This is a genomic window from Streptomyces rubellus, assembly GCF_036323805.1.
Classification (GTDB): domain Bacteria; phylum Actinomycetota; class Actinomycetes; order Streptomycetales; family Streptomycetaceae; genus Streptomyces.
The window spans coordinates 140,219-157,382 of sequence record NZ_JAZDCX010000008.1 but is presented as its reverse complement, the minus strand read 5'-3'; the positions used below and the strand labels follow the sequence as shown (position 1 = coordinate 157,382).

Sequence of the window (17,164 nt, the reverse complement as noted above, 5' to 3'; positions counted from 1 at the left end):
GGTACGGCGGACGGCTCGTCCGTCACCGGATCCCCGGGCCGGCCGCCACGGTTGCGTCGCGCTTCCGGGATCAGGACCGGGGCGTCCGGTAGGCCCGGGGCGGTTTCATGCCGTGCCGCGCCATGACGGTGCGCAGCCGGTCCGGGTAGTCGGTGATGATGCCGTCGACTCCGTCGTCGATCAGCTTGTGCATGGTGGCCGGGTCGTTGACCGTCCACGGGATCACCCTCATACCGGCGGCGTGGGCCCTGGCCACCATCGCGGCGGTCACATACGGCCGGTAGTCCGGATCGCCGACCGCGCCGTCCTGCGGGTCCCCGTGCACCGGCGAGAGGGCGTCGGCGCCGAAGGACGCGGCGGCCGCGACCGGATCGCCGTCGTAGTCGTCGATGTCGATACCGCCCAGCCACGGGGACCTGCCCTCCACGCCGGGCTGCAGGAACTGCCGGCCGTTGGTCAGGGCGACGATCGGCAGCCGCGGCTCGACCTGCCGCATGCGCATCAGCGCGCCCCAGTCGAAGCTCTGGATCGTGACCTGGTCCAGCATGCGCGCTCTGCGCACCTCGCGCGCCACCACCTGGACGAACCGCTCCCGCGGTGCGGTCTCGTGCGGCGCGCCGGCCTCCACCTTGGTCTCGACGTTCACCGTGACCTTGTGCGCCCGGTAGCGGTCCACCAGCGCGAAGACCTCCGACAGCAGCGGCATCCGCGCCCCCGGGCTGGGGCGCTGGCCCGGGTGCTGCGGGAGCGTCAGCGAGCCGCAGTCCAGTGTCCGCACCTGTGCGAGGGTGAGGTCGACGACGTACTTGCCCACGTAGGGATACTGCGGATCCCCTTCTCGGACCGGGCCGGTGTCGCGGCACTTGGCCGCGGAGACCCGCCGGTCGTGCGTCACCACCGCCCGGCCGTCCCCGGTGATCTGCACGTCCAGTTCGAGGGTGCTGACACCGGTCTCCAACGCGTTGGCGAAGGAGGCGAGGGTGTTCTCCACCACCAGCCCCAGTCCGCCGCGGTGGGCCTGCAGATCGAAGTGGTGGTGCCTGATGCCCCGTCCCCCGTCGTGCCCGTGGTCGGCGGGGGACGCCGCGGCGGCGGGGGAGGGGGCCGCGGTCATGACGCAGACGGCGGCGAGTACGGCTGCCGGCAGTCCGTACCGGCGCGGGCGGCCGGAACGGCCGGACAGGGGGTGGTGCACCATGCCACACCTTCTTCCGAGGAGGAACCCGGGACTTCCGTACGGCAGAGCATGCGACGGCGTGGTGGACCACGGGCGAGGCGCGGGTGGCCCCCTGGTGGCGCACCGGCGTCGGTCGCGCACCGCCCCGGCGGACGGCCTCGCGGGCTCCGGTGTCCGGTCTTCTCGGGGAGGTGCCGTCCTCCGGAACGCCCGGGCGGACCGCAGGGGACCCGCGCGGACCCCCGCCCCCGGCTGGTCCCGCGGTTCCGCCGTGCCGTTCCCGCGGAGGGGGCCGCATCCGCTTCCGTACCGCCGTGCTGCGGCCGGCCGTGCCGATTGACGGATTGGCTTCCGTTTCCGGTGGGCAGAGACCTGGAGCATGTCATGCGCACGTCCACCTTTCCCCCACAAGGAGGCCGACCATGCACTCCCGTGTGCTCATCCGTGTCCTCGTCGCCGCCCTGGCGGCAGCCTTCGCCCTGGTCGGCGGACAGGCCGCGGCCGCCCCCGCCCCCGTCGGCGACCGCGCCCTCGCCCCCCGCGTCCTGACCTACGACGCGAGCGCGTCCGCCGAGTTCAGGGCCGCGGTCGACCGGGGCGCGGCGATCTGGAACCAGAGCGTCGAGAGCGTCGAGCTGCGGCCGGCCAGAGCCGGGCAGCGGGCCGACATACGGATCCTGGCGGACAACGGCTGGCCCCGCGCCATGACCACCGCGCTGGGCCGCGGGGTCGTCTACATGGGTCGGCAGGCCGTCGACCAGGGCTACGACACGGTCCGGATCTCCGCGCACGAACTCGGCCACATCCTGGGCCTGCCGGACCGCAAGCCCGGCCCCTGCTCAAGCCTGATGTCCGGCTCCAGCGCCGGGACCGCGTGCACCAACCCCTACCCCAACGCGGCGGAGAAGGCCGAGGTCGAGGACAACTTCGGCGGCGCGCTCGTCCGGCCCGCGGAACTGCCGCACAAGGTGATGATCACGGACTGAGCCGGGCGGACGCGGGCGACGCCGCGCCCCCGCCCCCTCCGCGCGCGGTCACTCGAACCGCGTGACGTCGCCCGCTCCCCGGCGGACGATCTCGGCCTCGCCCCCGGAGAAGTCGACGACCGTGGTCGGCTCGGTGCCGCAGTCACCGGAGTCGACCACGGCGTCCACCACGTGGTCGAGCCGCTCCTTGATCTCCCAGCCCTGCGTCATCGGCTCCTCCTCCCCGGGCAGCAGCAGTGTGCTGGACAGCAGCGGCTCACCCAGCTCGGCGAGCAGCGCCTGGGTGACGACATGGTCGGGGATGCGGACCCCGACCGTCCTCTTCTTCGGGTGCATCAGCTGGCGCGGCACCTCCTTCGTCGCCGGGAGGATGAAGGTGTAGCTTCCGGGGGTGGCGGCCTTGACCGCCCGGAACACGGTGTTGTCGACGCGCACGAACTGACTCAGCTGCGCGAAGTTCTGGCACACCAGCGTGAAGTGGTGACGGTCGTCGAGGTTCCGGATCGACCGGATCCGGGCGATGCCGTCACGGTTGCCCAGCTGGCAGCCCAGTGCGAAACAGGAGTCCGTCGGGTACGCGACGAGCGCGCCGGAGCGGATGCTGTCGACCACGTTGCCGATGGTGCGCTGCTGGGGGTTGTCGGGGTGCACATCGAAGTACTTCGCCATCCACCGACCTTATGCGATGACCTCGCGTGACCGGCGCGCCCGGGGCCGTACGTCCCGGGCGGTGCGCTCCCGTCCGGCCGGAGCACCGGGGCCGCGTCCGCCGCGGTCCACGGATGGCGGCGGTGCCGCGGCGCGAGGCGGGGCATACGAGGATCCGGGGCCGGGGACGCCCGCCCCGGCGGAGGGAGGACACGGCATGGCGGCCGCACAGCGCATGGTGGTCATCGGGGCGAACGCGGCGGGCATGTCGGCCGCCTCCCAGGCGCGCAGGCTCAGAGGGGCCGGGGACCTGGAGATCATCGCCCTCGAACGCGGCGGCCACACCTCCTACTCCGCGTGCGGCATCCCCTACTGGATCGGCGGTGACGTCACCGACGCCGGCGACCTGATCGCGCGCACCCCCGAACAGCACCGCGAACGGGACATCGAGCTGCGCCTGCACACCGAGGTCACCGAGATCGACCCGGACCGCGGACGGGTCCGCGTCCGCGGGAGCGACCCGGCGTCCGGGACCTGGCTGGGCTTCGACCACCTGGTCCTCGCCACCGGTGCCGCTCCGCTGCGGCCGCCGCTGCCGGGCATCGACGCGCCGGGCGTCCACGGGGTACAGACCCTGGACGACGGCCGGGCCCTGCTGGACGACCTGGAGAAGACCGAGACCGGGCGCCCGGCGGACACCCCGCGGCGTGCGGTCGTCATCGGCGCCGGCTACATCGGTGTGGAGATGGCCGAGGCGCTGGTCCGCCGCGGCTACCGGGTCACGGTGCTGGACCGGGGCGAGCAGCCGATGAGCACGCTCGATCCCGACATGGGCCGGCTGGTGCACGAGGCGATGTGCCGCATGGGCATCGAGACGGTCACCGGCGCCACCGCCACCGCCGTGGCCACCGGCCGGGACGGGCGGACGCGCGCGGTGGTCACCGAGGACGCCGAGCACGAGGCCGACGTGGTGGTGCTCGGGCTGGGCGTACGGCCCGAGACCGGGCTCGCCCGTGCGGCGGGACTGCCGCTGGGGGACTCCGGGGGACTGCTGACGGACCTGGCCATGCGGGTACGGGGCCGGGAGAACATCTGGGCGGGGGGCGACTGCGCCGAGGTCCTCGACCTCGTCTCGGGCCGTACCCGGCACATCGCGCTGGGCACCCACGCGAACAAGCACGGCCAGGTCATCGGCACCAACATCGGCGGCGGTTACGCCACCTTCCCCGGTGTCGTCGGCACCGCGGTCAGCAAGGTCTGCGACCTGGAGATCGCCCGCACCGGTCTGCTGGAGAGCCAGGCCGCCGCGGCCGGGCTGCGGTTCGTCACCGTGACGGTCGAGTCCACCAGCCGGGCGGGCTACTACCCGGGCGCCGCGCCGATGCATGTGAAGATGCTCGCCGAACACCGCACGGGCCGCCTGCTGGGCGTGCAGATCGTCGGACGCGAGGGCGCGGGCAAACGCGTGGACATCGCCGTGGTCGCGCTGACCGCCGGGATGACGGTCGAGCGGATGACGTCCCTGGACCTGGGGTACGCTCCGCCGTTCTCCCCGCTGTGGGACCCGGTCCTGGTGGCGGCCCGGAAGGCGGCCGCGCGGGTGGCCGGCACGCACTGACCGGGCCGGTCGTCCGCCGCGCGGCCGTGTCCGGAGAGCCGGAGGGCCCGGACCGTACGGTCCGGGCCCTCCGGCCCGCGCGGCAGGAAGCGGTCAGCGGCCGCGGTTCCGGCGGCGCGACGGGGCACCGCGCCCGGCGCGTCCGGCACGCTCCGGTGCCGGCGCGGCGATGGTCACGGGGATGCCGGAGGGAGCCTGGGCCCCGGTGATGCGGCTCAGTTCGGCCTCTCCGGAGCGGACCCGGGCGGTGCGCGGGACGATGCCGGCGCAGGCCATCAGACGGTCCATGTCGCGCCGCTGGTCGGGGGTGACCAGGGTGACGACGCTGCCGGACTCGCCCGCGCGGGCGGTGCGGCCGCCGCGGTGCAGATAGTCCTTGTGGTCGCTGGGCGGGTCGACGTTGACGACCAGGTCGAGGTTGTCGACGTGGATGCCGCGGGCCGCGACATTGGTGGCCACCAGCACGGTGACATGGCCGGCCTTGAACTGGGTGAGGGTGCGGGTGCGCTGGGGCTGTGACTTGCCGCCGTGCAGGGCGGCGGCGCGCACTCCGCTGTTCAGCAGGTGCCTGGTGAGCCGGTCCACGGCGTGCTTGGTGTCGAGGAACATGAGCACCCGGCCGTCGCGGGCCGCGATCTCGGTGGTGACGGCGTGCTTGTCGGCGCCGTGGACGTGCAGGGTGTGGTGCTCCATCGCGGTGACCGCGCCCGCCGAGGGATCGACCGAGTGGACCACCGGGTCGTTCAGGTAGCGCCGCACCAGGAGGTCGACGTTGCGGTCCAGGGTGGCCGAGAAGAGCATCCGCTGCCCGCCGGGACGCACCTGGTCGAGCAGCGCGGTGACCTGGGGCATGAAGCCCATGTCCGCCATCTGGTCGGCCTCGTCCAGCACGACGGCGCCGACCTGGTCCAGCCGGCAGTCGCCCCGCTCGATGAGGTCCTTGAGCCGCCCCGGGGTGGCCACCACGACCTCGGCCCCGGCCCGCAGGGCACCGGCCTGCCGGCCGATGGACATGCCGCCGACCACGGTGGCCATCCGCAGGGACAGGGACCGGGCGTACGGGGTGAGGGCGTCGGTGACCTGCTGGGCCAGTTCCCGGGTGGGCACGAGCACCAGGGACAGCGGCCGGCGCGGTGTGGCCCGCTGCCCGTCGATGCGGGCGAGCAGCGCCAGTCCGAACGCGAGGGTCTTGCCCGAACCGGTGCGTCCCCGGCCCAGGACGTCCCGGCCGGCCAGCGAGTTCGGCAGGGTGGCCGCCTGGATCGGGAACGGCTCGTTCATGCCCAGCCCGGTGAGCGTCCGCAGCAGCGCGGCCGGCATGTCCAGTTCGGCGAACGCGGTGACCGCGGGCAGGGCGGGGGTGACGGTGACCGGCGGCGCGAACTCCCCCTGGAGCGCGGCGGGCCGGCGCCCGTAACCGTTCGAACGGCCGGGGTTCCGCGAGCGGAATCCACCGCTTCTGTCCGAACCGGCGGAGGAACCCCGGCCGGCGAAGGAGTGACGGTTGGGCGTACGGGTGGTGCGGTTCATGCGGAACCTCCTCGAAACGGCGCGTGTCGAGGATTCCCCTGACTGAAGCAGACGTGCGGGAAAACGCAGGAACGTGCCGGTGGACGGTGGAATGCGATCCGGGTGGGCCGGGAAATGACATGGCCCGGGAAGCCCCGGAACGGCGGAACTGCGGGATTCACCCGGCGGGCGGCGGGGGAGCCGGACCACGGTCCGGAACCGGGGGCCGTCATACGCCGGGGTGGCCCGGGGAAAGGCGAAGAGCCGGGGCCCGCACCCCAAGGTGCGGGCCCCGGCTCTCGACTGCGCCAGGCGTCAGGCGGGGACGATGTTCTCCGCCTGCGGGCCCTTCTGGCCCTGGGTGACGTCGAAGCTCACCTTCTGGCCTTCCTGGAGCTCACGGAAGCCCTGGGCGGCGATGTTCGAGTAGTGGGCGAAGACGTCGGCGCCGCCGCCGTCCTGCTCGATGAAGCCGAAGCCCTTTTCCGAGTTGAACCACTTCACGGTTCCAGTAGCCATGTCTGTCTCCTTAACGGGGCAGTGTCAGAGACCGCCTTGTGCGATCCCCGAGTCGCCGCGATGATTACCCCGTCCGGAAAAGCAAGGCCGGAAACAAGAAAATGCACCCACGACGCGGGGCGTCGATGGGGGCACTTGTAAGTCTTTGGGAACCACAACTGCAACTGAGATCGACAGTAGCACGGGAAGGGCGGCGGCGGGAGGAAGACTTTCCGGCCTCCTCCGCCGTGTCGCGGGGAACTCGTACGCCGTCCCGCTGTTTTCTGTTCTCGCGGCAGCAGATATTCGTCTTCGCCGGCTGGAGCGCTCCTGCGCGGGCGGGGGCGTCCGCGCGGTGTCCCCGGGCGCGGGCGGGAGCCTTCGCTCAGGCGTCCGCGGACCGCCGCAGCTCCTCGTTGAGACGCAGGGCCTCCTCGAGCTGGTCCTCGAGGATGACGATGCGGCAGGCCGCCTCTATCGGATTGCCCTGGTCGACGAGCTCGCGGGCGCGTGCCGCGATGCGCAGCTGGTAGCGGGAGTAGCGGCGGTGCCCGCCCTCGGACCGCAGGGGAGTGATGAGCCCGGCCTCGCCGACGGCCCGGAGGAAGGCGGGGGTGGTGCCGATCATCTCCGCGGCGCGGCCCATGGTGTAGGCGGGGAAGTCGTCGTCGTCGAGCCTGTCGGCGGTGTTCGGTCGGTTTTCCTGGGGCACTTGCACCTCTCGTCGGACGCGTCGAGGGGCCCTGGTGCCGTACGGCACCAGGGCCCCGAGAGTGTCAACACCATCTGTCGGCGCCGTACGCCGACTCCTTGTCGTCCGCCCGGCCGCCCGGAGGGCGGGGGAGCGGGGATCGTGAACGCGTGACCGGGGACCACCTGCCAATCCGGGGTCTGCGGTACCCGAGCGTTTAGGTGGCCGCCCGGGCGATCCTGATGGCGTCTGCTCCTCTCTGTCGGTCTTCTCTCCGGGGACTTCCTCGCGGCGGCTCGTGTCTGCTGCGCCGCGCGTCTCGGACTTCGCTGACTACGTCAGAGATCCTAGCCCCGGGATCTATGGATGTCTACTGTGACCAGAGAAGGTTTTCGGGTCTTGGGGGAGCAGAACGGCCTCAGGCGTTCCGGGAGGTCCCCGTCAGGTCAGGAGCCGGAGTCCGTCCGCCGGGGGACGGGCAGGGGCCGGGGGTGTGACGTACGCCATGGCCCGTGTGCCCGTTGCCGGGTGCCCCGGGACCCGGAGGGGGACCGCTCCCGGCGGGGTGGTGCGTCCCCTTCCGGAGAGAACCGGCACGGAGAGGACGGCGGCACAGGCCGGCCCCGGGACACCCCGCGGAAGGGGCGCCCCTTCGAAGAGGCGGACGGGAGGACCGCGCGGGACCGGGGAACGCGGTGCGGGTGGTCACGACCGGCGGCGGGGTCTGCCCCGCCTGCCGCCCCTGGAGCCGCCGGAGCCGCTCCGCGGGTTCCGGCGGCCGGCCGATCCGCCGATCGCCGGCTTCCGCCGTGCGCCGCTCCTGCCGGAGCGCCCGGACGCCTCCTCCGCCTTCGCCTCCCCCTTCGCCTCCGTCTCCGCCGGTGCGGCGCGGCGACGGCCCCGTGTGCTGTTGACGGTCCGGCCGCGGACGATCCCGATGAAGTCGTCCACCAGATCGGTGGTCCCGTCCTCCCGCCACGACAGTGCGACACGCGACTGGGGGGTCTCCGCGACCGGCCGGTAGGTGAGGTCCCTGCGGTGGTGGAGACGGGCGAGTGACTGCGGGACGACGAGCAGGCCCACCCCCGCCGCCACCAGTTCGACGGCGTCCGACGTCGTGGCGGGACGCTCGACCGCGGGCCGTCCCGGCGGGCACTCCCAGTCGAGGGTGTCGTCGAGGGGGTGCAGGACGACTTCGTCGGCCAGGTCCCCGGCGGACACCTCGTCGGCCGCGGTGAGGAAGTGGTCCTTCGGCACCACGACCACCGTCGTCTCGGTGTAGAGGGGGATCGCGCTGAGATCCGTCCGGTCGGTCGGCAGCCGCAGGAGACCGGCGTCGGCGCCGCGGGCCCGCAGCACGTCGGCCGCCTCGGCGGCGGGCACTTGGAGGAGGACCAGCGGGACGCCGGGCAGGCGCTCGTGCCAGATCCGCACCCACTTGGCGGGCGTCACCCCGGGAACGTACGCGAGCCGGAACGAGGGGGACGCTTCCGGACCTGTCGAGCCTGTCACCGCGCCAGGCTACCGGGCGAGGTCGGCGGCGGCGCGCCCGCTCGATACCCTGGGCGCCATGAAGTCGCACCAGACCGCCCAGACGATGAAGCCCGCCACCGCGGCGAAGAAGCTGGGTGTGTACCTCGAGGCCACCCCCGCCGAGTTCCGGGAGGGCGTCGTCTCGCGCGCCGAACTGAACGCGCTGCAGGCCGACCCGCCCGAGTGGCTGCGGGAACTGCGGCGCGACGGCCCGCACCCCCGTCCGGTGGTCGCGGCGAAGCTGGGGATCTCCAACTCGGGACTCGCGCGCGGCGGCATCACCGAGCCCCTCACCACGGCGCAGATCGAAGCGCTGAAGGCGGAGAACCCCGAGTGGCTGCAGAAGGAACGCGCCACCCAGGCCGAGGTCCGCAAGGAGGCGGCGCGTATCAGGGAGAGGAACGCCGGGCGGGACGAGCAGTCCGCCCAGCCGCGTTCCTGACGCCCGCTCCCGTGCGTCCCCCGGCGGTGCCGGGGCCCCTCCGGTGCGCGGCCCGCGCCGGGGGCGCCGTGGAGTGACCGCCGCGGGGTGACGGAGACCGGCGGACCGGCGGCGGTGCCCCGGCCTGACGGAGGTCAGAGCGGCCGGCCGCTGACCCCCACCGGGCTCGGTCTCCGTGCCGCAGCTCCGCCTGCAGCGCCTGCTCCGGCCGGCGGTGGCCCTCTCGGCGCGCCTGGCGCGGCCGGTGGCCCCTGACGAGGGGGAGCAGCCGGTGGAAGCGCCGACCCGGCGGGACACACGTCCCGCCGCCGCGGCCCTGCTCTCCGGCCCCCGGGGGCCCGGCACCGCCGGGAGGCCACACGTACCTTGTCCGAACCTCATGGCTTCCTTAAGGCTTTGTGAGGAAGCCGGCACCAGTCGCTTTCTCGGTCACAGGTTCGCCTACGCTCTCGTCCGACTCCCGAGAATCCCGGTGGGCGGGGCCGCGCCCGCCGGGATCTTCCCCGAACCGGCCGCCCTTCGAGCGACTCCCCGAGGTGCCGTCCGCATGAGCTCCCGCCGAGCCGATCGTTCCCGGCCCCGTTCCCACGCCCGTCCCCGGAGCGGCACACCGGCCCGCGACATCGCGCTCGCGCTCAGCGTGCTCACCGTGGCCGCGGGCGCCGGTGTCACGTTCCTCGCGAGCGGGGACCGGAACGGGCCGGCGGAGCGGGTGACGGCGAACGCCACCGACACCGCGAACGACACGGCGGTGGACGAGACCACGGACGGTGCCTCCCCTTCCGCCTCACCCGCCCCCGGCGCGAGCACCTCCCCCTCACCCGGCGCCGGAACGTCCGCCGAGCCCGGACGCGGCGCTTCCTCCTCCGCCTCCCCCGGGAGGACGAAGCGGGCCGAGGCCCCGAGGAAGAGCGCGCGGAAGTCCCCCGAGAAGAACACGGGGAACAACACGGGGAACAAGGGGACCGGCACCGAGGGGACCGCCGGGAACGGCGGCGGGGAGCGCGCACCCGGCGACTCCGGAGCCGGTACCGCGCCGGACGGCGGCGGGCCGGAGGCCCAGGTGCTCGCGCTCGTCAATGAGGAACGGAAGACCGCCGGCTGCGAACCGGTCACCGCCAACGCCCGGCTGACGCGGGCCGCGGACGACTACAGCGACGTGATGGCCGCGTCCGGCGTGATGTCCCACACCGGCCCCGACGGCTCCACGATGGCCGACCGGGTGGAGGCGGCCGGATACGCCTGGTCCAACCTGGGCGAGAACATAGCCCGGGGCCAGCCCGACGCCGCCGCGGTCATGGACGCCTGGATGAACAGCCCCGGCCACCGCGCCAACATACTCAACTGCGCCTTCGAGGAGCTGGGCGTCGGGGTCCACTTCGGTGACGGCGGCCCGTGGTGGACCCAGAACTTCGGCACGGGCCGCTGAGCGGCGCCCGGCGGGCCACAGCGCGCGGTACGGCCCCGCCCCGGCAGCCCCGGCAGCCCCGGAACCGGACCGGCCCCTGACCGCACGGACGCACGCCGTTCACCGGCGGCCCGCCGGGCTTCCGGCGGGTGCCCCGCCGCCCGGACCGGTGCGCACCGCACCGGGGCCGGCCGCTGCCCGTGCGGCGCCGCGCGGCCGGGTGGTTTCACCCGGCCGGGGCGGGCAGGCCCATCGGGTTGGGGAACCGCAGAGCCGCCGCGCACGCGCGGGCCAGGGGGGTGAGCAGGTACCGCAGCCGGTCCACCGCGGTGGCGTCGAGAGCCTGCCAGGGGCGGGCGGCCGCCCGGTCGGTCGCCGCCTCCAGCGCGCGGTGTGCCCGGCGTCCGTCCGGTGTCGCCGTCCCGTCGCCGGCCAGCCACCCGCGGTCGGTCAGCCGGTGCCGGGCGGCCTGCCACTGCTCGTCGCTCCACCCCCGGTAGGGCTGGAGTTCGGCGCGCGGCAGGTCGACACCGGCCCGCAGCACCAGGGCCTCACAGCCGTCCAGGCCCGCCGCGACCAGAGCCGCGACATGACCGTCGCCGCGGTGCTCCCGCAGGACGGTCGCCGCGTGCCACAGACGGTCGACGGCGTTCGGCGGCACCGGGAGGGCCTGGTTGGCGGCGGCCAGCACCCGTCCGGCGCAGTCCGCCCCCAGGGCCACGGGCACCAGCAGAGCGGCGGCCTCCGCCACCCGGCGGCCGTCCCCGGGCAGCAGGTGTTCCAGAGCCGCGGCGGCGCCGGCCCGCCGGGCCTCCAGCGCGCGCCCGGGAGACGCCGTCCCCCAGACACCCGGCAGCGCCCGCGCGACCATGGCCGGGGCGAAGCCGAAGAACGCGGCCGTGACCGGCCCCGGGCCGACCTCTCCCAGCGGCGCGGCGCGCCCGGCGAAGTACCCCCGCCAGAAACCGCGCAGGCCCGCCTCCTCGAAGGCGGCCCGGGCCTGCGGCGCGAAGTAGGTCACCGCGTGGACCGGCTCGATCAGCTTCCACAGTGCGCGAGCGGTGTGCTCCGCGTCCTCCACGCCGCCACCTCCTCGCCGGGCCGCCGGCCGTCCGGGGCACCTGAGGGTGCTGCCCACGGCGGGGCCCCGGGGAAACCTCGGACGGCGCGGAGGGGGCCGGTACCGGTGCGACGAGCACACCGCCGGGAGCGGCGCGTTCCGGCGGCCACCGCCCGATCCGGGCCGTACGGCCGGATTCCCGCCCGGCATACGGTGAACCGGCGGCCGCCGTTCAGCCCCGGGCCACCGTGCGGCCACGGCAGGTCAGCACAGTGCCTTGACGACCGCACGACCGCACAGCCGCGCAGGGAGCCGGAATGACAGACATGGACAGACGGAACGGTGTGAACCGGCGTGCCCTGCTGCGGACCGCCGTCGCCGCGCCCTCGGCCGGTGCCGCGGCGACGGCTCTCGGAGCCCGGCCGGCACACGCCGCGGCACCGGGCGGCGGAGGCCGGTTCGACCCCGACAGCCCCCGTTTCACGGTGGCCGTCCTCCCCGACACCCAGTACCTCTTCGACGCCGACAGCGCCGATCCCGCGCCGCTGCGGGAGACCTTCCGCTACCTGGTCGCCGAGCGCGGGAGGACGAACATCGCCTTCGTCGCGCACCTGGGCGACATCACCGAGCACGGCACGCGGGAGGAGACCGGACTCGCCGCGGACACCTTCCGCACCCTCCACCGCAAGGTGCCCTACAGCGTGCTGGCGGGCAACCACGACATACCGGGCTCCACCGACGACCAGCGCGGCGACTCCCCCTACCTGGACGCGTTCGGGCCCGGGCGCCTCGCCTCCGTGCCGACCTTCGGCGGGGCCTCCCCGGACGGCTACAACACCTACCACGTGCTGCGGGCCGGCGGCCGCCGGTGGCTGGTCCTGGCGCTGGACTGGCGGGTGTCGGACAAGGGGGTGCGGTGGGCGCAGGAGGTGCTCGACGGACATCCCCGGCTGCCCGCCATCCTGACCACCCACGACCTGGCCCACGCCGACGCCGCCGGCACCGCGCGGCTGTCGCCCCACGGGCAGCGGCTGTGGGACGCGCTCATCGACCGCAACGACCAGATCTTCCTGGCACTGGGCGGCCACTACTGGCCCCCCGGCCGCACCGTGCTGACCAACCGCGCGGGCAACGACGTCCACGTCCACATCACCAACTACCAGGACCGCTACTACGGCGGTGCGGCGATGCTCCGCCTGTACTCCTTCGACCTGGTCCGCAACACCGTGGACGTGGAGACCTTCTCGCCCTGGCTGCTGGCCCGCGACCCGGGCGAGCGGACGCCGCTGGAGGCGGAGACCGTCGAACTGACCGGTCCCGCCGACCGGTTCAGCATGGACATCGACTTCGCCGCCCGTTTCCGGGGCTTCGCCCCCGTCACACCGCCCCGGCCGCGCCCGGCCTCCGCGGTGCTGCTGCCGGACACCGCCGCCTACTGGCGGTTCGACACCGCGGGGACGGCCGCCGCCGGTGAGGACGGCGCCCCCGTACCGGACGGGAGCGTGGTGCGCGACCTGTCGGGCCACGGCAACGACCTGACGGCCCGGCGGCTGCACGCCTCCGGCCCGCGGGCGCTCACCTGGTCGGCCGACCACCACGGCGGCCAGCCCGCCCACGCCAGCCTCCGGTTCGACGGCGGCAAGAACCCGGACCGGGGCGCGATCCTGACCACCGGCCCCCACGCCCCGCTCAACAGCCGGAAGTTCACCTCCGGATACACCATCGAGACCTTCTTCAAGCTTCCCGACCCCTTCGAGGGCGACCACGCCTGGATGGGCCTCCTCAGCTGGGAGGGACGCAGCGGCGACGCGGGCAAGACCACCGGCTGGTCGCCCGACGAACCGACGTGCAGCCTCAACCTGTCCGGCGAGCGCTTCGTGCAGTTCGTCGTCTATCCCCACCGCCAGGACGCCGACCCCACCTCCTGGAGCCACGCGATCCCGGTCGGCCGCTGGACGCACGTGGCCGTGGTCAACGACGGCCGCCGCACCGTGATGTACATCGACGGCTCGAAGATCGCCCGCAATCCCGCCCAGCGCTCGACCGGTATCGCCACGCTCGGCAAGCCCTTCGTCATCGGCGCGACCCAGTTCGCCGAGCGGTTCGGCCAGGGCTTCCACGGGTGGATCGGCGACACCCGCATCGTCGCCCGGGCCCTGGACCCGGGCGACTTCCTGGCGCCCTATCCCTCCTGACGCCGCGCACCCGCCTTCCGCGGGTGCGCGGCCCCGGCGGGAGGCGGCCTCCCGGTGCCCTTCCGGCGATCGCCGGAAGGGCACCGGGGTCAGGACCGGGTGGCCAGCAGGGCGTACACCAGGGGGATCCGCGGCCGGTCGTCGGGCAGGCGCCACCAGCCCGAGGAGGCGCGGACCATGTGCGGCCAGCGGGGCCAGGGCAGCTCGTCGCTCTCGGTGAGCCGGGTGAGGGTCAGTCCGGCGCGGACCAGGGCGCCGACGGTCTCGCCCAGGCCGTGCGCCCACTCGTAGCTGTCGGCGGCACCCTCGACGGGAGGCCCGTCGGTGTAGGTGTGGCGCACCCGGCGGTGCCGGGGGCCGTGACCGCCCAGATAGTCGTGGCGCAGCAGCAGTTCGTTCCCCTCGCCCTCCTGCGGCATGTCGCCCAGCGAGTGCAGCAGGGGGTGGAACTCCACCACGTAGGCCCGGCCCCCGTCGCGCAGCAGACCGGCGACGACCCGCGCCCAGCGGTCCAGGTCGGGCAGGTAGTGCAGGGCGCCCTTGCCGGTGTAGACCAGGTCGAAGCGCCGTCCGCCCAGGATCTCCACGGCGTCGTAGACGTTGCCCTGGTGGTAGTCCACCGCCAGCCCCGTCCGGGCGGCCAGTTCCCGGGCCGCGGCGACGGAGGCGTGCGAGAGGTCCAGTCCGGTGGTGCGCGCGCCGCGGGCGGCCAGCGCGAGGGTCTCGGTGCCCAGATGGCACTGCAGGTGCACGGTGTCCTTCCCGGCCAGGTCGCCGAGGTCCTCCCATTCGCAGGGGGCGAACCACCGGGCGGACCAGGCCAGGACGTCCTCGGGCCCGGCTCCGGCGCCGGCCAGGTCGTAGAAGCGGCTGGCGGCGTGGACGGTGGTCCGCGCGTCCCAGTTGGCCTGGTTGGCGCGGAACATCTCACGGACGGCGGGGTCGAACCCCGCCCGGCCCCGGTCCTGGTCAGGCGGCTGCGGCTGCGGCTGCGGCTGCTCCGATGCTGTGGTCATGCCTCCATCCAACCCCGCGGACCGTCTTTCCGGGAGGCCGAGAGGAGGTGCCGTCACTCCGCAGGTGGCCTCGGCGGCGCCGATCCCGCTCCCCGCCGCCACCGGCGGCTGTGCGGGCGGTGCCGGGCTCCGGCGCTCCCGGTGCGGTGGGGCTGTTGACTTCACTGCCCTGGGTGTTAGCTTCTAACAACTGTTACTTCCTAACGGATGGGGTGCGGGTGAGCATGCCGACCGTCGTGGTCGCCGGAGCGGGTCCCACCGGGCTCGCCCTGGCGTGCGGACTGCGGGCCGCCGGGATTTCCGTACGGGTGGTGGACAAGGCGCGGGAACCGTCGGTGACCTCGCGGGCCCTGGGACTGCAGCCGCGGGGTCTGGAGGTCCTGGACCGGCTGGGTGCGCTGGACGGCCTGCCGCAGCGTTCGCTGCCGGTCCGCCAGACGGTCCTCCATGCCGACGGCGAACCCGTGGCCCGGCTGCGGTTCGGCCGGCGGACCAGCCTGGTGACCAGACCCGCCCTGCTCGTGTCCCAGGCCGAGGTGGAGGCCCGGCTCCGGCAGCGGCTCGCCGAGCTGGGCACCGAAGTGGAGTGGGACCGGGAACTGCTGGCCGCCGACCAGGACGGTGAGGGCGTGACCGTCCGTCTCCCCGACGAGCGGCTGCGCGCCGGCTGGCTGGTGGGATGCGACGGCGCGCACAGCCGGGTGCGCAAGGCGGCGGGCATCGACTTCCCCGGCGTCCCCGTCGTCGAGCGCTTCCTGCTCGCGGACGTGCGGGTCGCCCTGCCGTTGCCCCGGGACGCGGTGTCGGTGTGGTTGAGCGCCGACCGGATGATCGGCGTCTTCCCCCTGCCCGGCACCGACCTGTGGCGCCTGATGGCCCCGGCACCCGCCGGGACCGGCGACGACACCGGCACCGGCACCGATGCCGTGCTCGCCGCGCTGCTCGGGGTGCTGCGGGACCAGGCGGGCCTGGCCGGGGAAGAGGTACGGGAGACGCTGTGGACCTCCACGTTCCGCATCCACCGCCGCCTGGCCTCCACCTATCGGCGCGCACGGATCCTGCTGGGCGGGGACGCCGCCCACATCCACAGCCCGTTCGGCGGCCAGGGCCTGAACACCGGTCTGGGCGACGCCGAGAACCTGGCCTGGAAACTCGCCCTCGTCGCCACCGGGCGTGCTCACGACGCGCTGCTGGACACCTACCAGGCCGAACGGCGGCCCGTCGCGGAGGGGGTCCTGAAGTCCACCAGTGCCGCGACCCGCCTGGTCGTCGGGGAGAATCCGCCGGCCCGGATGGCGCGCGACCGCCTCTTCGCCCCGTTGCTGAACCGGCCACTCGTCCAGCGGCTGGTCTGGGAGGAGATGTCCCAGCTCAAGGTCAGCTACCGCCGCGGTCCGCTGGCTTCCCGGCGGCTTCGGACCGCGGCGACCCCCCGCCCGCGCGCCGGTGACCGCGTTCCCGACCTGGAGTGCGTCCGCGAGGACGGCGGCCGGACCCGTCTGCACCCCGAGCTCGGGGCCCGTTGGGCCCTTGTCGCCCCTGCCGCCGCCGCGGCGGACCTCGCGACTGCCGCCCGGCGCCGCCTCGGGGAGACGAACACGGCCGTGCTGGTCCCTGTCGCCGGAGGGAGGCGCGCGCTGCTGGTGCGGCCCGACGGCCACCTGGCATGGTCCGGGACCTCCCCGGCTACGCTGGACCGGTGGCTGGCCCGTGTGCTCGGTGACGGCCATGTGCGGTGATCGTCCGGTGATCCCGCTCCGCCGTACCTGACCGGCTCCGGGAGGCACAAGGCCATGAGGGCGTCCGCGACTCCGCCGACGGGTCTGCGCGCCCGCAAGAAGGCCCAGGTCCGCCGCGCCATCCAGGAGCACGCGCTGCGGCTCTTCCTGAGCAAGGGGTACGAGAACACCACCGTCGGGGAGATCGCCACCGCCGCCGGGGTCTCCCACATGACGTTCTTCCGGAACTTCCCCACCAAGGAGGCCGTCGTCGAGACCGACGACTACGACCCGATGATCGTCCGGCTCATCGAGCAGCGGCCCCCGGACGAGGACGCGCTCACCGCCCTGCGCCGGGCACTGGCACAGGCTCTGGAGACCGTGTACGCCGACGACAGGGACGCGCTCCTGGCCCGTACCCGGCTCATTCTGGCCACACCGGCCCTCCGCGCCCGGCTCTGGGACAACCAGTACGCCACCGAGCGGTTGTTCGCACAGGCCCTCGCCGCCCGCCGGCCGGAAGCCGACGTTCTGCGCACCCGTGTTCTCGCCGCGGCCGCACTGGCCGCGCTGAACATCGCCCTCACCGTGTGGGTGGACGGCCAGGGTGCCGAAGACCTGCCGACGCTGGTGGACCGGGCGTTCGAGGCCCTGCACGGCTGAGA

Annotated in this window: 15 protein-coding genes; 7 read left to right on the top strand and 8 right to left on the bottom strand. The window is 74.1% G+C overall.

Annotated elements, in window-relative coordinates; all coding sequences use genetic code 11:
• Positions 1-70: 70 nt before the first annotated feature.
• Entirely contained in the window at positions 71-1,198 is a 1,128-nt protein-coding gene (locus tag V1L54_RS11895) for a glycerophosphodiester phosphodiesterase family protein (RefSeq protein WP_330117907.1), read from the bottom strand.
• A gap of 401 nt (positions 1,199-1,599) precedes the next feature.
• Here V1L54_RS11895 and V1L54_RS11890 point away from each other — a divergent pair, with 401 nt between their 5' ends.
• Positions 1,600-2,163 (top strand): snapalysin family zinc-dependent metalloprotease, encoded by a 564-nt coding sequence (locus tag V1L54_RS11890; protein ID WP_330117906.1) that lies wholly within the window; start codon positions 1,600-1,602, stop codon positions 2,161-2,163.
• A gap of 48 nt (positions 2,164-2,211) precedes the next feature.
• Here V1L54_RS11890 and V1L54_RS11885 read toward each other — a convergent pair whose 3' ends face one another.
• Positions 2,212-2,832 carry an L-threonylcarbamoyladenylate synthase gene (locus tag V1L54_RS11885; RefSeq protein WP_330117905.1) on the bottom strand — a complete coding sequence of 207 codons (621 nt, stop codon included), beginning with the start codon at positions 2,830-2,832 and terminating at the stop codon, positions 2,212-2,214.
• A 196-nt stretch (positions 2,833-3,028) separates the two neighbouring features.
• Here V1L54_RS11885 and V1L54_RS11880 point away from each other — a divergent pair, with 196 nt between their 5' ends.
• Positions 3,029-4,429 carry an FAD-dependent oxidoreductase gene (locus V1L54_RS11880; RefSeq protein ID WP_330117904.1) on the top strand — a complete coding sequence of 467 codons (1,401 nt, stop codon included), beginning with the start codon at positions 3,029-3,031 and terminating at the stop codon, positions 4,427-4,429.
• A gap of 93 nt (positions 4,430-4,522) precedes the next feature.
• Here the strand turns inward: V1L54_RS11880 and V1L54_RS11875 are convergent, their stop codons facing one another.
• The 4 genes from V1L54_RS11875 to V1L54_RS11860 all read right to left on the bottom strand — a co-directional run bounded on the left by V1L54_RS11875 (position 4,523) and on the right by V1L54_RS11860 (position 8,579).
• Positions 4,523-5,959, bottom strand: a complete 1,437-nt coding sequence (locus V1L54_RS11875) for a DEAD/DEAH box helicase (RefSeq protein ID WP_330117903.1) — start codon at positions 5,957-5,959, stop codon at positions 4,523-4,525.
• Between the two features lie 294 nt (positions 5,960-6,253).
• The gene (locus V1L54_RS11870) at positions 6,254-6,457 is read right to left on the bottom strand and encodes a cold-shock protein (protein ID WP_006604579.1); all 204 of its coding nucleotides are present in this window, start codon (positions 6,455-6,457) and stop codon (positions 6,254-6,256) included.
• A gap of 364 nt (positions 6,458-6,821) precedes the next feature.
• A complete protein-coding gene (locus tag V1L54_RS11865) occupies positions 6,822-7,148 on the bottom strand; it encodes a MerR family transcriptional regulator (RefSeq protein WP_443076594.1) in 327 nt (108 codons plus the stop codon).
• 684 nt (positions 7,149-7,832) lie between these two features.
• A complete protein-coding gene (locus tag V1L54_RS11860; RefSeq protein WP_330117901.1) occupies positions 7,833-8,579 on the bottom strand; it encodes a LysR family substrate-binding domain-containing protein in 747 nt (248 codons plus the stop codon).
• 118 nt (positions 8,580-8,697) lie between these two features.
• On the opposite strand from V1L54_RS11860, the gene V1L54_RS11855 reads away from it, so the two are divergent.
• Both V1L54_RS11855 and V1L54_RS11850 read left to right on the top strand, forming a co-directional pair.
• The gene (locus tag V1L54_RS11855) at positions 8,698-9,102 is read left to right on the top strand and encodes a DUF5997 family protein (RefSeq protein ID WP_330117900.1); all 405 of its coding nucleotides are present in this window, start codon (positions 8,698-8,700) and stop codon (positions 9,100-9,102) included.
• A 547-nt stretch (positions 9,103-9,649) separates the two neighbouring features.
• A complete protein-coding gene (locus V1L54_RS11850; RefSeq protein ID WP_330117899.1) occupies positions 9,650-10,531 on the top strand; it encodes a CAP domain-containing protein in 882 nt (293 codons plus the stop codon).
• Positions 10,532-10,736: 205 nt separating this feature from the next.
• Here V1L54_RS11850 and V1L54_RS11845 read toward each other — a convergent pair whose 3' ends face one another.
• A complete protein-coding gene (locus V1L54_RS11845) occupies positions 10,737-11,591 on the bottom strand; it encodes an SCO6745 family protein (protein ID WP_330117898.1) in 855 nt (284 codons plus the stop codon).
• Positions 11,592-11,896: 305 nt separating this feature from the next.
• On the opposite strand from V1L54_RS11845, the gene V1L54_RS11840 reads away from it, so the two are divergent.
• Entirely contained in the window at positions 11,897-13,765 is a 1,869-nt protein-coding gene (locus V1L54_RS11840) for a LamG-like jellyroll fold domain-containing protein (protein WP_443076592.1), read from the top strand.
• An 89-nt stretch (positions 13,766-13,854) separates the two neighbouring features.
• Here V1L54_RS11840 and V1L54_RS11835 read toward each other — a convergent pair whose 3' ends face one another.
• Positions 13,855-14,691 (bottom strand): class I SAM-dependent methyltransferase, encoded by an 837-nt coding sequence (locus tag V1L54_RS11835; RefSeq protein WP_330117983.1) that lies wholly within the window; start codon positions 14,689-14,691, stop codon positions 13,855-13,857.
• Between the two features lie 314 nt (positions 14,692-15,005).
• On the opposite strand from V1L54_RS11835, the gene V1L54_RS11830 reads away from it, so the two are divergent.
• On the top strand, positions 15,006-16,520 hold the full coding sequence (locus V1L54_RS11830) for an FAD-dependent monooxygenase (RefSeq protein ID WP_330117982.1): 1,515 nt from the start codon (positions 15,006-15,008) through the stop codon (positions 16,518-16,520).
• 54 nt (positions 16,521-16,574) lie between these two features.
• Positions 16,575-17,162, top strand: a complete 588-nt coding sequence (locus V1L54_RS11825; RefSeq protein ID WP_330117896.1) for a TetR/AcrR family transcriptional regulator — start codon at positions 16,575-16,577, stop codon at positions 17,160-17,162.
• Positions 17,163-17,164: the final 2 nt, after the last annotated feature.

What these genes read in the sequence shown, in the direction of transcription:
- V1L54_RS11895 (WP_330117907.1), bottom strand. Translation starts at nt 1,198, where the DNA reads ATGGTGCACCACCCCCTGTCCGGCCGTTCCGGCCGCCCGCGCCGGTAC.
- V1L54_RS11890 (WP_330117906.1), top strand. Translation starts at nt 1,600, where the DNA reads ATGCACTCCCGTGTGCTCATCCGTGTCCTCGTCGCCGCCCTGGCGGCA.
- V1L54_RS11885 (WP_330117905.1), bottom strand. Translation starts at nt 2,832, where the DNA reads ATGGCGAAGTACTTCGATGTGCACCCCGACAACCCCCAGCAGCGCACC.
- V1L54_RS11880 (WP_330117904.1), top strand. Translation starts at nt 3,029, where the DNA reads ATGGCGGCCGCACAGCGCATGGTGGTCATCGGGGCGAACGCGGCGGGC.
- V1L54_RS11875 (WP_330117903.1), bottom strand. Translation starts at nt 5,959, where the DNA reads ATGAACCGCACCACCCGTACGCCCAACCGTCACTCCTTCGCCGGCCGG.
- V1L54_RS11870 (WP_006604579.1), bottom strand. Translation starts at nt 6,457, where the DNA reads ATGGCTACTGGAACCGTGAAGTGGTTCAACTCGGAAAAGGGCTTCGGC.
- V1L54_RS11855 (WP_330117900.1), top strand. Translation starts at nt 8,698, where the DNA reads ATGAAGTCGCACCAGACCGCCCAGACGATGAAGCCCGCCACCGCGGCG.
- V1L54_RS11850 (WP_330117899.1), top strand. Translation starts at nt 9,650, where the DNA reads ATGAGCTCCCGCCGAGCCGATCGTTCCCGGCCCCGTTCCCACGCCCGT.
- V1L54_RS11840 (WP_443076592.1), top strand. Translation starts at nt 11,897, where the DNA reads ATGGACAGACGGAACGGTGTGAACCGGCGTGCCCTGCTGCGGACCGCC.
- V1L54_RS11835 (WP_330117983.1), bottom strand. Translation starts at nt 14,691, where the DNA reads ATGTTCCGCGCCAACCAGGCCAACTGGGACGCGCGGACCACCGTCCAC.
- V1L54_RS11830 (WP_330117982.1), top strand. Translation starts at nt 15,006, where the DNA reads ATGCCGACCGTCGTGGTCGCCGGAGCGGGTCCCACCGGGCTCGCCCTG.
- V1L54_RS11825 (WP_330117896.1), top strand. Translation starts at nt 16,575, where the DNA reads ATGAGGGCGTCCGCGACTCCGCCGACGGGTCTGCGCGCCCGCAAGAAG.